Below are 15,035 nucleotides of genomic sequence, written 5' to 3'. Positions count from 1 at the left end.
CTGGTTATGCTAAATATGTAGGGGGGCCACGATCAGCATGAATATATGCCGGTCGATTTAATTGTTGGCTTGTAGTAAAGCCATAGGAAAGTTCAAATAAGACTTCTTGGATAGGGGAACTGTACACAAATGGAATCCATTCCATGTAACTGCCCTGATATAGTATATCGAGATATCTTATCTCCGCATCAGAGTGATGCTGGTGATGTTTTTTCTCGCCAAGATTGTAAGGGTGGATGTGGGTGACGATTTCGCCGCTTGCGGTCACTTCCTTGTGCATAAATACAACGCCACTAATGATAATGCTGCACATCCATAAGAGAAGGAAGCGAGCAAGAGCAAGACGGTATGTTGTTGGTTTGTGCATATTCGTAAAAGCGAACGGCTATAAATTTACAAATTTTATAGCCGTTTCATATATGCCTTATATTAATTTATTGTGATCATCTGGGAAGATGGTCGTCGGTTTATGTTTTTTTGCTTCTTCGAAGTCCATCAATGCATAAGATATGATGATGACAATGTCACCTACTTGGACTAAGCGAGCTGCCGCGCCATTTAGACAAATAATGCCTGAGCCACGTTTTCCAGGAATAACATATGTTTCCAATCGTGCTCCATTATTGTTATTGACAATCTGCACGCGTTCGTTTGCGATAATATTTGCCGCATCCATTAAATCTTCGTCGATGGTGATGCTTCCCACATAATTTAATTCAGCCTGTGTGACATGCACTCGGTGAATCTTTGACTTCATTACTTCAATCATCATGATGCAAAGTTACGTTTTTCTTTTTTTTTCTTTGGTTCGAAATTGCTGTCGTTTGCCCCTTTGAAACCAAAAGATAGTTGTTAATAATGCTATAGTAGTATATTGTCGATTAAACGAACGCCTTCCAGCCAAGCCGTAATTAGGGCTACATATTCTTTTCCTTCTTCAAATTGATCGGCAGAATGTAGGCTGCTCGTTTCGCAAATGGCTAAATATTCTAATTCAACTTGCGGAACAGATTTAATAATTTCTTTTGCTTCAGCGATTAACTCAGCAGGAGATTTTTCCTTGTTGCTGTTTTTAATGTGATTTAAGGCTTTCGATAACACCAGCGCAATATCTCTTCCATCATTAGATAATCGGGCATTACGCGAGCTTAAAGCAAGTCCTTTTTCGTTTCTAATAATCGGACAGATTAATAAATTGATAGGGAGCTTTTTAATTTCAATCATTCGCTGAATTACCATGACTTGTTGGAAATCTTTCTGGCCGAAACAGGCTTGATTAGGTTGTACTAGAGAAAACAACTTGTAAACTACCTGTGTTACGCCTTGGAAGTGTCCCGGACGGTGTTCTCCTTCCCAAATTTGATCTAAGTCACCTAGGTCAATGTGCCAAGGCAGATCATTTTGTGGATACATCTCCTCTACGGATGGTAAGAATAATATGTCACAGTGAGCGGCTTCTAGTAACGCTATATCGTTCTCAATAGGTCGGGGATATTTTTCAAGATCTTTTGGATCGTTAAATTGTGTTGGATTAACAAATATGCTACAAACGATAATATCGGTACGAGGTTTAGCATAGTCGATAAGGGAGATGTGTCCCTCATGTAGGGCGCCCATAGTTGGTACTAAGGTGATGACTTTATCTTGCGCTCTCAATTCAGCCAGAGCTTCTTTAAGCTCGTTTTTGGTGCGGAATATTTTCACGAATACTAGTTAAAATGAGGTACAAAAGTGGGGAATAATCTTTGAATTATAAAATGATGATTTTTAAGGAATTGTAAAATTCATTTATTATTAGTACCTTTGTAGACCGATTTTACTATTCAATAATAAAAAAAACTTTGGAGATGGCAAAAACGAAAATCTTGTTTATAACCCATGAAATGTCGCCTTTCCTTGAATTAAGTAAAATTTCTGAAATAACACGCCAGTTACCACATGCTATGCAAGAAAAGGGATTCGAGATTCGAATTCTAATGCCGCGTTTTGGTAACATTAATGAGCGCAGAAATCGTCTTCATGAAGTGATAAGGTTGTCGGGAATGAACATTGTGGTGGACAATAATGATAATCCGCTAATTATTAAAGTGGCTTCTTTGCCTGCGGCAAGGATGCAAGTTTATTTCTTGGATAATGAGGAATATTTCCAGCGGAAGAAGGTCTTTCGTGATGAGAGTGGGAAGTTCTTTGAAGATAACAACGAGCGTTCATTGTTCTTCTGTAAAGGAGCTTTAGAGACTGTTAAGAAGCTAGGTTGGTCTCCTGATGTGGTACACTGCCATGGTTGGTTTACTGCGATGGTGCCGGCGTACTTAAAGACTGCTTACAAAGATGATCCAACATTTAAAGATGCAAAAGTATTCTACTCATTATATGAGGATGACTTTGCAAATGCATCCGTTGGGAGTAGGTATGCTGAGTTAGCCGCACAGGTGGATATCGATGCAGCAGATTTAGCAGCTTATGGCTCGGGTAGCTTCGTTGATTTAACAAAAGGAGCATTGTCATTTACTGACGTTGTGGTTAAATCTGACGAAAATATCAATCCAGAAATTATGTCTTACATTAAAGACAACAATATCCGATTATTTGCTCCAGCATCTGACGATGATTACGAAGCATTCGGAGATTTATATGATGAATTTGTAAACGAAGAAGTAACAGTATAATACTTCCTTTGGATTCACATAATAGAAAAGGGCTTTGAATTATTCAAAGCCCTTTTCTATTTATATATATTTATGTTTTCTATCTAACGACGACGCGTATTGGCTGCGGGACCATAGATGTTTCCAACCATTGTCATTGCACAACGGAAACCAATCATTGCACTGGATTGATCTTGTTGGGCAAAGCGACGAGTTGCAGGGTTTAACCAGTATGCTCTATCATTCCATGAACCTCCTTTATAGACACGCGACTTATCGTTCACTAAAGTAACCTTTCCAAACAATGCTTTCTGTTCTTCATCTAGATAACCACGAACATCGTTATCGTAAGCAGTTGCTGCACCCGTATTAATTGAATCAATGGTCTTTGCTTGCTGCAATTCTTCCCAAGTTTGTTTGCGTGCTGCTTTTGCAGGAACTTTGATAGGTCTGCCATACTCGTCTTTTGCAAGCGTGCGAGTTTGAGCATCCTCATATTTGTTGTCCATAAAAACATGTCCACGATAAGGATTAAAGTCTTCGAAGTCTTCAAATGATAATTGACGGTAAACATCACTTACCCATTCGTTAACATTTCCAGCCATATTATATAATCCAAAGTCATTCGGCATATAAGCACGGACAGGAACAGTAATATCACCACCATCATTCAAGTCTCCAGCAACTCCCATATTATTACCTGAGGTAATTTTGAAGTTAGCCATCATTTTCCCTTGCGTTTTACGATGCGCAGAACGAACGCCTAAACCATCCCACGGATAAGTACGAGCAGTCTGAATGTTGCCTTGCATTGAATTTCCAATTAAACCTAATGCTGCGTATTCCCACTCGGCTTCTGTTGGTAGACGATAAGGTTGTTTTAATACCCCATCTTCCATTCGCACTGGACGGCGAGCCTCTTTTGTAGCACCGATACTGTTATCTTTCGGCATGTTCTTTCCGTCGACATTTTCTCCACGGATTTGACCATTAAGATACAGTTCCGTATTGAAAGCTGCGTCAGGCTTAGTTTGTTGGCCGTTCATTGTTTTATAATCCATTAGAACGCCAGTCTCGCGAAGAATATGCTCATTCACGCGATCTGTACGCCATTGACAGTACGCATTAGCTTGTTCCCAGCTAACACCTACGACAGGATAGTCTTGAAATGAAGGATGTCTGAAATATAAATTGACATAAGGCTCATTATAAGAAAGAGCATGTCGCCAAACTAAAGAATCTGGAAGTGCATCATAATACATTTTTCCATCTTCAGGATAGCTTTGCGCAATCCAATGTAGGTACTCTAACCAATCGGCATTGGAAACTTCAGTCTCGTCAATGTAGAATGAAGCGACGGTAACGCGGCGTTTAGCATTATCATAGTCATAGCCTAAATCTTCATTTAAACTACCGCCCATAACAAAGGTACCACCTTCAATACCTACAAGGCCGGGGCCTGGAGCTTCTTTAACTTTACGATTAATCTGTAGACCCCCATTATAAGGGTCGTTGTACTTGACGCCGGTTTTCGACGAATAATCACTGTTGTGGCTTTTACTACACGAGCTAAATATTAATAAACCGAAGGCTAGGCAAATTGCTGGAATTAATATTTTTTTCGAATACATCATAAATAATGAGGATTTAAAATCCAAAAGTAGTAAATAAATATTAGAGGAAATTGAGTTTCCTGCACTGTATGGGATGATTTTTAATGATTTGTAGCGGAATGTTGGAAAAATCGAGCGTATAATGCGTTTTGTACTCATTTTTTTAACAAAATATATTGCAGTATCTTCGTAACATTATGAAGATAAAAGTAGGTTTTGGCTTTGATGTGCATCAAATGCGCGAGGGACATCCCTTTATTGTTGGCGGTGTAAAACTTGATCATCATGCAGGAGCATTCGGACATTCAGACGCTGATGTGCTAGCTCATGCAATATGTGATGCTATCTTAGGTGCCGCTAATTTAGAGGATATTGGTTACCATTTTCCAAATACAGACGATCGATGGAAAGGTGCAAACAGCTTAGATTTGTTAAAGCACTGCGTTGCCTTGATTAAAGAAAAAGGGTATGAATTAGGAAACATTGATGGAATGCTTTGTTTAGAAGCTCCGAAAATCAAGCCTTATATCCCGCAAATGAAGATAAATATTGCAGAAGCAGCTGGTATCTCTGCGGAAGATGTTTCGATTAAAGCAACGACAAATGAAACAATGGGCTTTATCGGTCGACAAGAAGGTGTCGTAGCTTATGCGGTTTGTCTAATTCAAAAAGAACGTTAGTCTTGACGATGATTTCTAAAATATTGCATTGCAATTATAGCAGCAATTAGGCCTAATATACTGGCCAAATAAAAAGGAGCACCAGGCAGATAAAGCACGGTGCTTTTTTTTGTAAAAAACGAAAATAAGCTTGTCATCATCAATGGGCCGATAATGGCAGTGAGGCTAATAATACAGGTTAGCCCACCTTGAATTTGACCTTGTTCATTTGCTGGTGTTTGGTTAGAAATCGAACTTTGAATAGCCGGGCCTGCAATTCCGGAAAACACATATAGAAAGCTTGAGAAATATAGCATCAAATTTGATCCAGCAAATGCCATCGTTAAAAAAGAAATACTACTAAGCAAGATGCCGAAGGTAATACTCTTGGGTATGCCTAGTTTTGGAATAATAATGCGTATTAATCCTGCTTGTACGATCGTCAATAAAACGCCAATAAATCCAAGTGAATAACCAATCATCCGCTCGTTCCATTGAAAGCGCTCCATCGTATAATATGACCAAGTACTTTGGACGGCATGAGCTGCGATATTAATTAGGAAAATACAAATTACTAAGGGTTGTATGTGCACATAGCGGCCGATATGTCTAAAGCTGCCAATCGGATTGGCATTCTTCCAACTAAATGCTCGTCTATTTTCCGGTTTTAAGGATTCCGGAACTAAGAAATAACCATATAGGAAATTAAAGAAAGTTAAGCCCGCTGCGGCATAGAATGGTACGCGAGGACCGTAGTGCCCCAGCAATCCGCCTAAAACTGGTCCGATGATAAACCCTAATCCGAATGCTGCTCCCAGTAACCCGAAATTCTGTGCTTTATTTTGTGGAGTACTTACGTCGGCAATGTATGCTGCTGCAACGGTATGGCTCGCTCCTGTAATCCCAGCAACAATTCGGCCGACAAATAGCCAAAAAATAGTGGGTGCAAAGCCAATTAATAAATAGTTGATAGCAAAGCCAAACAGCGAACAAAGAAGAACAGGGCGTCGGCCGTATCGATCGCTAAGGTTTCCTAATACCGCTGCAAAGAAAAATTGCATGAAGGCATAACAGAAAGTCAACCAACCCCCGTAAGATGAAGCTTGACTAATATCGCCATGAATTAATTCTTTTATTAGCGCTGGCATCACTGGGATGATAATACCGAGTCCAATTGAATCTAGAACAACCGTTAAAAAAATAAAAAATAGCCCCGATTTGGAATTGAATTTTGCCAGCATATAGAAGCGAAGGTAGGTAATTGATTGCGAATACTGAAAGCGAAGAATTACAACAGGGGATCGTATGGCCTGTGATAGACTAACTCTAGTCATTTTGCAGGCTAGATGGCACAATATAAATTTTATGGCCTGTAAACTAGGAATGAAGAAAAATTAATTTTCATTTTTCCTATATTCCGTTTGGTCCAGAAAAATATGGTACTTTTGCAAAGTAATCTAACAATTGGCACACTTACTGATGTTATAGAAAATCGAAACTATTACACAGGGGTGTAGCTTTCGTGGTTTCATTAATTAACAAATGAAGAGAGAAGCAAAAAGTAGTAATCTTACCGAAGAAGACGTAAAGAGATATTCGCGTAATTTTTGGAAGATCTTAATTGGACTGGTATTGATTGGCGCGTTATTTCTACTCAGCGTCCGCATTGGTATATTTGGGAAATTACCCACCTTTAAAGACCTAGAAAATCCTAGAAGTAATTTAGCCTCAGAAATTATCACAGACGATAATCGCATATTAGGAACCTATTATGTACATAATCGTTCGAATGTCAAATACTCTGAATTATCACCGTATTTAGTACAGGCCTTAGTGTCAACAGAAGATAAGCGTTTTTATGAACACTCAGGTATTGATTATTCTCGAACGATATCTACCGTCTTATTAACCCTTAGTGGAAATAAGCAAGGGGGAAGTACAATTACGCAGCAGTTAGCGCTGAATTTATTCGGAGAGCAGCGGGCGAGAAGTTCGGTTAAGCGGATCATGCAGAAATTTCAAGAGTGGATTACTGCGGTACGCTTAGAACGAAATTATACCAAGGAAGAAATCATCATGATGTATTTCAATACGGTAGATTTCGGAGCCTATAATACCTTTGGTATCAAATCTGCCGCTCGTACATATTTCAATACGACTCCAGATAAGCTAACCGCTGAACAATCTGCTTTGCTAGTGGGAATGCTAAAAGGACCAGGTCAGTATTCTCCTGTACGCCAAGCGGAAAGAGCTTTACAGCGCCGTAATCTCGTTTTAGCGAATATGCGTGATCAAAACTTTATCACTGCGGAAGAATGTACGAAAGCCGCTGAAAAGCCATTAGGGTTGAAATTAACGATCTCAAATTATGGTGAGGGGCTTGCACCATATTTCCGTGCGGTATTAAAAGAAGAAATCAAGAAGGAATTCCAACGTTTGGCTATTACTAAACCAGATGGTACGCCTTATGACTTAGATCGTGATGGATTAAAAATCTATACACCGATTAATTACAATATGCAACAGCATGCCGAAGACGCTCAGAAAGAGTGGATGGCGCGCTTACAACGTGAATTCGATAAACAATGGAAGCGTAGAAATGCATTTACTGGGAAAAATGCTAATCTCTTGGTGAAAGGGATGAAGCGTTCAGATCGTTATATTGCATTGAAGGCGGAAGGCATGTCGGAGGAAAATATTCGTAAGGAATTCGATAAGAAAGTCCAAATGAACTTATTTACTTGGAAAGGAAATATCGATACAACGATGACGCCAATGGACTCCGTGCGTTTCACAAAGCTATTTTTAAGAAATGCAATGATGGCGATGGAGCCGAAGACCGGATACATTAAAGCGTGGGTTGGAGGTATTAATTTTGAACATTTCAAATATGACCAAGTTCGCTTAGGAACACGTCAAGTAGGTTCAACAGCGAAACCATTTGTCTATGCATACGCTATTGATAATGGATATGGGCCTTGTGTTTCAATTCCTAACCATTCTCGGTCTTATGGAAATTGGACACCTCGCGGAACGCAGCAAGGTGGAGATCCTATTACCTTGAAAAATGCAATTAAATATTCACAAAACTATGCGTCTGCGTATTTGATCAACGAAGTTGGAGCAGCAAATGTCGCTGATCTAACCAAACGAATGGGCGTGAATTCAAATATTCCTAACGAGCTTTCAATTGCTTTGGGGTCTTACGATGCGTCGTTGTTCGATATGGTAGGAGCCTATTCAGCATTTGTTAATCAAGGTACTTGGGTTGAGCCGACGATGATCTTACGTGTTGAAGATAAGAATGGTGCCCCAATCTATGAGAAAGCACCAAAAGTAACCAAAGCATTAAATAGCGAAACCGCTTACGCTATGGTTGATATGTTGAAAGGTGTTGTTGACGGAGGTACTGGTAATCGATTACGTTGGGATCCCAATTTTGGTGGTCTAAAGAATCCAATCGGTGGTAAAACAGGTACAACTAACGATAACTCTGATGCATGGTTTATCGGTGTTACGCCAGAACTGGTGACAGGTGTATGGACAGGTGCAGAAGATAGAGGAATTAGCTTTAGCAGTATGCAATATGGACAGGGAGCTGCAGCAGCCATGCCAGTATTCGGGTTATTTATGAAACGTGTATATGCAGATAAAGAGTTGCATTATACACAGGATGATTTCCCGCAGCCGCCAGGAGGGATTACTCGATTTGAGATGAACTGTTCGAACTTTTCTCAATTCTATGGGAATGATCCAAGTAAAACAGAAACTCCATTGACAGAAGACGATCGACTAGGGTTCTAGTCATTATACGATACGAATACTTTACCAGATCGAAAATTTACGTAAATTGAGGTCTGGTTTTTTTATGCAAGTATGGAATTTGATTACAGGAAAGAACTGACCAAAATCCCCCATAAACCTGGGGTCTACCAATATTTCGATAAGGAAGGAACTTTAATTTATGTAGGAAAGGCGAAGGATCTTAAGAATAGGGTAAGTTCTTATTTTGTCAATCCAGATCAATTGAATAGTAAAACTCGTGTCCTTGTTCGTAAAATCAATCGCATCGCATTTACGATCGTCGATACAGAGATTGACGCTTGGCTATTAGAAAATAGCTTAATTAAAAAGCATCAACCTCGCTATAACGTCATGCTTAAAGATGACAAAACTTATCCATGGATTGTCATTAAACACGAGCGATTCCCACGCATCTTCTGGACTCGAAAATATATCAAAGACGGCTCTCGCTATTATGGACCCTATGCATCCGTTGGGATGATGCATATTGTACTTGATATGGTTAGAGAACTTTTCCCATTAAGAACCTGTAATTTAAATCTAAGTCAAGAGAACATATCAAAAGGAAAGTTTAAAATATGTTTAGAATATCAGATCGGTAATTGCAAAGGACCCTGTGAGGGTTATCAATCCGAAGAAGACTATAATCAAAATCTGAGCGATATTAAAGACATCTTAAATGGTAAAATAACAGTCGTAACGAATCGTTTGAAAGATCAAATGCAAGAAGCCGCGGGAAAGATGGATTTTGAGGGCGCTATGAAATTCAAACTCAAACTTGATAAGTTAGCGAATTATCAAAGTAAGTCGACGGTCGTAAGCTCTTTAATTACGAATGTAGATGTCTTCAGCATCGCATCAGAAGATAATTACGCTTTCGTTAACTTCTTAAAAGTTGTAAATGGGGTTATTATTCAAACCCAAACCTTAGAGATGAAAAAGCGCTTGGATGAAACTGACGCGGAGTTATTAGCGATTGCAATTCCTGAAATACGATCTAGATTTAGGAGTCATTCAAAAGAGATTATCGTACCATTTGAATTAGATATTGAAGGTAACGAAGACAACCGATTCGTCGTTCCAAAAATGGGCGAGAAGAGGAAGCTTCTAGATTTATCACTAAAGAATGTTGCCTACTTTAAGAAGGAACGGCTTTTACAATATGAGAAGTTAAATCCCGAGGTAAAAACAGAGCGTGTCTTAAAACAGATGCAAAAGGATCTTCGATTGCCAGTTCTTCCACGTCATATCGAGTGTTTTGATAACTCGAATATCCAAGGAAATTTTCCTGTATCAGCAATTGTGGTCTTTCGAGATGCAAAACCGTCAAAGAAAGACTATCGGCATTTTAATGTGAAAACTGTTGAAGGGCCGAATGATTTTGCGACAATGGAAGAGGCTGTTTTTAGACGCTATAGGAGACTTTTAGATGAAGATCAGCCATTGCCTCAGCTTATTGTGATTGATGGAGGAAAGGGACAGTTAGGGGCTGCATTAAAGAGTTTAAGATTATTAGGGATCGATAAAAAAGTGACTGTCATCGGAATTGCGAAACGATTGGAAGAACTTTTCTATCCTGGCGATCAATATCCACTCTATTTGGATAAAAAGTCGGAAACCCTAAAAATCATTCAGCATTTACGTGATGAAGCACATCGCTTTGGAATTACATTTCACCGAAACCAGCGCAGTCGCAAGACATTTGTATCCGAATTAGATAATATACCAGGGATTGGTAAAGTCACCGTAGAAAAGCTTTTAAAGACTTTTAAGTCCGTTAAAAAGGTGAAAGAAGCGAATGATGAGGAACTAAAAAAAGTGCTTAATCTGAAACAGATACAAGCACTTCGACAATATTTTACGGTAGAAGATCCTATTGAAAAAGACTAAAGTAGTCCTAATTCCAATTTAGCCTCTTCAGTCATCATATCTCTAGTCCAAGGTGGATCGAACGTTAATTCGACTAAGGCTTCATCAATACCATCAATAGCCGCTACTTTTTGCTGGACCTCATTCATGATTTCACCTGCAACAGGACATCCAGGTGCCGTTAGTGTCATCACGATCTTTGCCTGCCTATTTTCCTTGGTAATAATCTCATAAACTAAACCCAGATCGAGGATGTTTGCTGGCTTCAGCTCAGGGTCATAAACCGTCGCTAAAGCATCTTGTATTTGTGGGGCTAATCCAAGCCTGTCCATTATAATGATGTTCATCTTATTCTCCTTTTTTCTTTTCCAACAGTTCTTGATAAATGCCAATAAGCTCATTCATAACTAATGATCGCTCATATTTCAGTTGGTACTCTTTTCGACAATTTGCGCGAATGGTTATTTTTTTCTCTTCATCCAGATTAGTCCATTCGGAAAGGATTCTAACTATGTCCGTATGATGGTGCGGATCAAATAACAATCCAGTATACAAAGGTACAACCATTTCGCTTAATATACCAATATTGCTGGCAAGCACAGGTATCCCAGCAGCATAAGCTTCCAATACGGACAGAGGCATCGCTTCATAACAGATAGATGGAACAACTAATGCACTCGCTCCTGATAAATGTCGGCTTATAACCTCGCGCGTCTGAAAACCCATATATCGAATATTTGAAGAATGGTTGCAAATCTGTTCCACTTCACTTTGTAAGGGGCCTGTACCAAAGATCTTTAAGGGGTAATTGGTAGCCTTCCATGCGTGTAATAAAGGAATAATACCTTTTTCTTCAGATAGGCGACCTATGTAGATGAAAGACTGATCGTCAACTATGCTGTCTGGTTCATTTTGCACTACAAAGTTAGGTTTCACAACGAATTTCTCTATTGAAACTGGGAAACTTGATTCTTCAAATATTCGCTTAGCAAAATCCGATAGAATAACATATTTATCGATTAAATCGAAAGTGCCGCGCTTTCGATGCAACCAATACGTAAAGGCCGTCCAAAATGTCTTGATATAAGAGTTTTCTAAAACTCTTTTCTTCACTGCATCCCATGGAAAATCTGATTTAATCGACTCTAAGTAAATATTTCCATCGTAAAACAAGGTTGCCGAAGGACATATCAAACGGAAGTTATGTAATGTCATTAGCATTGGAATGCCTAATTTCTTTAAATGAAGAATAAAAAGGGGACCTAATGCATAATGCATGTTGTGAATGTGGATAATATCGGGCTTATACGCTTCTATTTTGCTGCGTATTTTTTTTGACTCAGACCAATTAAATGGATAGCTCAAATACTGGAGGTATCCTTTTATTCCTTTTACATTTTTGACTGAGTATAACTCCACTTCATGATCTTTCAACAGAATATCCATTTCTTGTCGCATGACGAAATCTTCGCCGCCAATATGTTGGTACTGATTATGAATGATTAGAATGCGCATAGAATGGTCGTGAATTCACGCAAGTTACACAAGCTGTCTTGAAATTCAAAAGCACAAAAGTCTGTTTCATTTCAAAAATCAGTATCTTCGCTTAATTAAATTATTATGTTCGAAAAGCATCCCTACAGTCTACTCGTCGGTCAATATCTGCAAGAACGCAGCTTTCCACAATCCCCAGCTTATCTTTACGATCCTATACGTTACATCCTTTCTTTAGCCGGTAAGCGTATTCGTCCTATGCTCGTTTTAATGGGGGCGCGCTTGTTTGGTAAGGAAAACCTTCAAGAAGTGTTGCCGGCAAGCTGTGCAATTGAATATTTTCATAATTTCTCACTGCTCCATGATGATATCATGGATAAGGCTCCACTGCGAAGAGGAAAGCCAACAGTACATATGAAATGGAATGATAACGTAGCAATCCTTTCAGGAGATGCATTGCTGGTCAAAGCTTATGAAGAATTAGCTCATTCCCCAGCACATAAAATACCCGCGTTACTTCGAATGTTTAACCAAGTCGCTTTGGAAGTTTGCGAAGGACAGCAAATTGACATGGATTTTGAAAGTACGGAATATGTTACCGAGGATGAATACCTAAACATGATTCGACTGAAGACATCTGTTTTACTTGGAGGTGCACTGAAAATGGGAGCTATCCTTGCTGATGCTAGCGACGAGCAACAACAATTGATTTATGATTTTGGTGTAAACTTAGGTATAGCCTTCCAATTGCAAGACGATTATCTAGACGTCTATGGAGACCCTTCTAATTTTGGAAAACAAGTTGGCGGTGATATATTAAGCGATAAAAAGACGATTCTGAGAATTCGGACACAGCAATTAGCAGTAGACGATAAGCGCGAGGAATTGGAAAATCTTTTATTTCCTAACCAGGTTAGTGACGAAGAGAAGATTAATCGAATGAAAAAATTATATAGTGAGCTAGCAGTTGATGAATATACTAATCAGTTAAAGGAGCATTTTATGCAGTTGGCATACAATCAATTAAGTGATATTGATGTTCCCGAAACTGATAAAAAGGAACTTTTTACCTTAGCTGACATGTTGATGAACCGTGTTAAGTAATTATGAAATTTGCATGTTTTTTGCTAATTTGGTAAATAGAATAATACTTAGCGGAAAAGGATTTTAGCAAATGGAGCCTCTAAAAATTACAATATTTCAAGCCTATCTTTTTTGGGAGAACGTCGATAAAAACTTGCAAAACCTTTCTTTGCGTTTATCGGCACTTCGAGAAAAAACAGACTTGATCATTTTACCGGAGATGTTCAATACTGGATTTACGACGAATGTCGAAAAATGTGCAGAAACGATGTCCGGGAAAACAATGCACTGGCTTTATGAGACGTCAAAGAAATTTGATTGTGTTATTGCCGGTACGTTAATCATAGAGGAAGAAGGTAAGTATTTTAACCGCTTTATTTGGATGTCTCCAGACGGCAGTTATGTTCATTATGACAAGCGACATTTGTTCAGTTTGGCCAATGAAGATAAAGTGTTTACTGCTGGTGAATCCCGTGTAATTCTTCCGTTAAAAGGATGGAAGATCTGTCCAATGATATGCTACGACTTAAGATTCCCAATCTGGTCTAGAAATCAAAATGCAGCTTACGATTTGCTAGTTTATACAGCAAGTTGGCCGGACAAGCGATCACAACATTGGCGTGCTTTAATTCCAGCGCGTGCAATTGAAAATCAAGCATTTGTTATTGGTGTCAATCGTGTCGGACATGATGGCAATGAAGTTTATTATTCTGGGGGATCAATGTGTATCAATCCTAATGGGGATGTTGTGTATTACAAACCTGAAGACGAAGATCTGTATACATTTACCATATATCCGAAAGATCTAGAGGAGAATAGAGATAGATTTCCATTCCTTGACGATCAAGATCAATTCAAAATTCTTTAAGTCGTTCAATTAATCTTTATAGGGACGCTCTAGGATTGCTTGCTGAATAATTGCGCGTCTTAGATCAAATTTACTATGCTCTAGCGTTTCATAGTTCGCTTCATCTTGAAGCTGAACCTTCTTTTGTCGAAGTTGTCGCTCGGCTCTTTGTTTATGCGCATATTCCACTTCGTTCATAGCTTGTTGAGCTTCAATCTTATAGATCTCTCCAGTAGGGATGCTGTGAGTCGGCATATTGATAGGTTCAATCTCTTGAATCCTTGTCCTTTCTACAGTCTTTTTAGCTGGTATAGCCTGTTGAGGAACAGGAGAAGGCTGTCGTAGTTTTTCTAAACGCTTCTTCGATTTCTCCATTTCCTCCTTATAGTTTTCATATACCTTATATAAGATTCCGCCAACTACAAGTAGTATTGTTAAAATAGTCTCCATAGCCTTAAAGTTAATTATTTTTTTGGCTGATTATCACTTTGTAATTTTTTATTTGCAATTCTCTCATATTATCTCTTAATTGCATCAACAACTTTTAACCATATTAGCCCAATTATTACAATGGATATTGCAAATCTATATCAGGATGAATTCTATTCGTTCTTAACTGGACGTGTTTCAACCGCAATAGGACGCCGATTACAGCGAAATTTTAAACAAATAGGATTAAATATCACCGCCGAACAATGGAGTATTTTGTATTTCTTATGGGATTCGGAAGGATTGAGTCAACAAGATCTTGCACGACTTACTTTTCGTGACAAGCCGAGTATTTCTCGTTTGATCTCTAATTTGGAGAAACAGAAACTATTAGTTCGAGTGAGCGGATCGGGGGACCGTAGAACAAATCAAATTTATTTAACAGCACAAGGCCATCGAATTAAAGATAAGTGTATGACACAAGCAGAAAAAACTATCTCCGAGGCTATGGAGGGCGTCGATACAACTTCTATGCGACAAGCCCAAGCAATCCTAGAGATAGTTTTTAATAACCTAAAATAGGCGTATT

At 38.8% G+C, this 15,035-nt stretch carries 15 protein-coding genes; 7 read left to right on the top strand and 8 right to left on the bottom strand.

Annotated features, from left to right (window positions below; genetic code table 11):
- Positions 1–4 precede the first annotated feature (4 nt).
- The 3 genes from GFH32_RS14660 to panC all read right to left on the bottom strand — a co-directional run bounded on the left by GFH32_RS14660 (position 5) and on the right by panC (position 1,704).
- Entirely contained in the window at positions 5–313 is a 309-nt protein-coding gene (locus GFH32_RS14660) for a hypothetical protein (protein ID WP_153512305.1), read from the bottom strand.
- 111 nt (positions 314–424) lie between these two features.
- On the bottom strand, positions 425–772 hold the full coding sequence (panD, locus tag GFH32_RS14655; protein WP_153512304.1) for an aspartate 1-decarboxylase: 348 nt from the start codon (positions 770–772) through the stop codon (positions 425–427).
- Positions 773–861: 89 nt separating this feature from the next.
- On the bottom strand, positions 862–1,704 hold the full coding sequence (panC, locus tag GFH32_RS14650) for a pantoate--beta-alanine ligase (protein ID WP_153512303.1): 843 nt from the start codon (positions 1,702–1,704) through the stop codon (positions 862–864).
- 143 nt (positions 1,705–1,847) lie between these two features.
- Between panC and GFH32_RS14645 the strand changes: the two genes are divergently transcribed.
- Entirely contained in the window at positions 1,848–2,669 is an 822-nt protein-coding gene (locus tag GFH32_RS14645) for a glycogen/starch synthase (RefSeq protein WP_153512302.1), read from the top strand.
- Between the two features lie 83 nt (positions 2,670–2,752).
- Here the strand turns inward: GFH32_RS14645 and GFH32_RS14640 are convergent, their stop codons facing one another.
- Positions 2,753–4,282 (bottom strand): SUMF1/EgtB/PvdO family nonheme iron enzyme, encoded by a 1,530-nt coding sequence (locus GFH32_RS14640; protein WP_153512301.1) that lies wholly within the window; start codon positions 4,280–4,282, stop codon positions 2,753–2,755.
- A gap of 176 nt (positions 4,283–4,458) precedes the next feature.
- On the opposite strand from GFH32_RS14640, the gene ispF reads away from it, so the two are divergent.
- Positions 4,459–4,941 carry a 2-C-methyl-D-erythritol 2,4-cyclodiphosphate synthase gene (gene ispF, locus GFH32_RS14635; protein ID WP_153512300.1) on the top strand — a complete coding sequence of 161 codons (483 nt, stop codon included), beginning with the start codon at positions 4,459–4,461 and terminating at the stop codon, positions 4,939–4,941.
- On the opposite strand, the gene GFH32_RS14630 is transcribed toward ispF, so the two are convergent.
- Positions 4,938–6,254: a TCR/Tet family MFS transporter gene (locus tag GFH32_RS14630; protein ID WP_317162862.1), complete on the bottom strand. Its 1,317-nt coding sequence runs from the start codon at positions 6,252–6,254 to the stop codon at positions 4,938–4,940. The genes ispF and GFH32_RS14630 overlap by 4 nt on opposite strands.
- A 208-nt stretch (positions 6,255–6,462) precedes the next feature.
- Between GFH32_RS14630 and GFH32_RS14625 the strand changes: the two genes are divergently transcribed.
- Positions 6,463–8,724 carry a penicillin-binding protein 1A gene (locus GFH32_RS14625; protein ID WP_153512299.1) on the top strand — a complete coding sequence of 754 codons (2,262 nt, stop codon included), beginning with the start codon at positions 6,463–6,465 and terminating at the stop codon, positions 8,722–8,724.
- Positions 8,725–8,796: 72 nt separating this feature from the next.
- The gene (gene uvrC / locus GFH32_RS14620; protein ID WP_153512298.1) at positions 8,797–10,614 is read left to right on the top strand and encodes an excinuclease ABC subunit UvrC; all 1,818 of its coding nucleotides are present in this window, start codon (positions 8,797–8,799) and stop codon (positions 10,612–10,614) included.
- Here the strand turns inward: uvrC and GFH32_RS14615 are convergent.
- Together GFH32_RS14615 and GFH32_RS14610 are read right to left on the bottom strand one after the other, a co-directional pair.
- A complete protein-coding gene (locus tag GFH32_RS14615) occupies positions 10,611–10,940 on the bottom strand; it encodes a metal-sulfur cluster assembly factor (protein WP_153512297.1) in 330 nt (109 codons plus the stop codon). The two genes, uvrC and GFH32_RS14615, sit on opposite strands and share 4 nt — an antisense overlap.
- 1 nt (position 10,941) lies before the next feature.
- Positions 10,942–12,108: a glycosyltransferase family 4 protein gene (locus GFH32_RS14610; RefSeq protein ID WP_153512296.1), complete on the bottom strand. Its 1,167-nt coding sequence runs from the start codon at positions 12,106–12,108 to the stop codon at positions 10,942–10,944.
- 105 nt (positions 12,109–12,213) lie between these two features.
- On the opposite strand from GFH32_RS14610, the gene GFH32_RS14605 reads away from it, so the two are divergent.
- Positions 12,214–13,191 (top strand): polyprenyl synthetase family protein, encoded by a 978-nt coding sequence (locus GFH32_RS14605; protein ID WP_153512295.1) that lies wholly within the window; start codon positions 12,214–12,216, stop codon positions 13,189–13,191.
- A gap of 70 nt (positions 13,192–13,261) precedes the next feature.
- Positions 13,262–14,038 (top strand): amidohydrolase, encoded by a 777-nt coding sequence (locus tag GFH32_RS14600; RefSeq protein ID WP_153512294.1) that lies wholly within the window; start codon positions 13,262–13,264, stop codon positions 14,036–14,038.
- Positions 14,039–14,047: 9 nt separating this feature from the next.
- Here GFH32_RS14600 and GFH32_RS14595 read toward each other — a convergent pair whose 3' ends face one another.
- On the bottom strand, positions 14,048–14,467 hold the full coding sequence (locus tag GFH32_RS14595) for a hypothetical protein (RefSeq protein WP_153512293.1): 420 nt from the start codon (positions 14,465–14,467) through the stop codon (positions 14,048–14,050).
- 120 nt (positions 14,468–14,587) lie between these two features.
- Here GFH32_RS14595 and GFH32_RS14590 point away from each other — a divergent pair, with 120 nt between their 5' ends.
- Positions 14,588–15,028 carry a MarR family winged helix-turn-helix transcriptional regulator gene (locus tag GFH32_RS14590; protein ID WP_153512292.1) on the top strand — a complete coding sequence of 147 codons (441 nt, stop codon included), beginning with the start codon at positions 14,588–14,590 and terminating at the stop codon, positions 15,026–15,028.
- Positions 15,029–15,035: the final 7 nt, after the last annotated feature.

The sequence above is a fragment of the Sphingobacteruim zhuxiongii genome, assembly GCF_009557615.1.
GTDB classification, from domain to species: domain Bacteria; phylum Bacteroidota; class Bacteroidia; order Sphingobacteriales; family Sphingobacteriaceae; genus Sphingobacterium; species Sphingobacterium zhuxiongii.
The sequence above is the reverse complement of the archived record's forward strand: the minus strand, read 5'-3'. Positions and strand labels throughout refer to the sequence as shown.

What these genes read in the sequence shown, in the direction of transcription:
- GFH32_RS14660 (WP_153512305.1), bottom strand. Translation starts at nt 313, where the DNA reads ATGTGCAGCATTATCATTAGTGGCGTTGTATTTATGCACAAGGAAGTG.
- panD (WP_153512304.1), bottom strand. Translation starts at nt 772, where the DNA reads ATGATGATTGAAGTAATGAAGTCAAAGATTCACCGAGTGCATGTCACA.
- GFH32_RS14645 (WP_153512302.1), top strand. Translation starts at nt 1,848, where the DNA reads ATGGCAAAAACGAAAATCTTGTTTATAACCCATGAAATGTCGCCTTTC.
- GFH32_RS14640 (WP_153512301.1), bottom strand. Translation starts at nt 4,282, where the DNA reads ATGATGTATTCGAAAAAAATATTAATTCCAGCAATTTGCCTAGCCTTC.
- ispF (WP_153512300.1), top strand. Translation starts at nt 4,459, where the DNA reads ATGAAGATAAAAGTAGGTTTTGGCTTTGATGTGCATCAAATGCGCGAG.
- GFH32_RS14630 (WP_317162862.1), bottom strand. Translation starts at nt 6,254, where the DNA reads ATGACTAGAGTTAGTCTATCACAGGCCATACGATCCCCTGTTGTAATT.
- GFH32_RS14625 (WP_153512299.1), top strand. Translation starts at nt 6,463, where the DNA reads ATGAAGAGAGAAGCAAAAAGTAGTAATCTTACCGAAGAAGACGTAAAG.
- uvrC (WP_153512298.1), top strand. Translation starts at nt 8,797, where the DNA reads ATGGAATTTGATTACAGGAAAGAACTGACCAAAATCCCCCATAAACCT.
- GFH32_RS14615 (WP_153512297.1), bottom strand. Translation starts at nt 10,940, where the DNA reads ATGAACATCATTATAATGGACAGGCTTGGATTAGCCCCACAAATACAA.
- GFH32_RS14610 (WP_153512296.1), bottom strand. Translation starts at nt 12,108, where the DNA reads ATGCGCATTCTAATCATTCATAATCAGTACCAACATATTGGCGGCGAA.
- GFH32_RS14605 (WP_153512295.1), top strand. Translation starts at nt 12,214, where the DNA reads ATGTTCGAAAAGCATCCCTACAGTCTACTCGTCGGTCAATATCTGCAA.
- GFH32_RS14600 (WP_153512294.1), top strand. Translation starts at nt 13,262, where the DNA reads ATGGAGCCTCTAAAAATTACAATATTTCAAGCCTATCTTTTTTGGGAG.
- GFH32_RS14595 (WP_153512293.1), bottom strand. Translation starts at nt 14,467, where the DNA reads ATGGAGACTATTTTAACAATACTACTTGTAGTTGGCGGAATCTTATAT.
- GFH32_RS14590 (WP_153512292.1), top strand. Translation starts at nt 14,588, where the DNA reads ATGGATATTGCAAATCTATATCAGGATGAATTCTATTCGTTCTTAACT.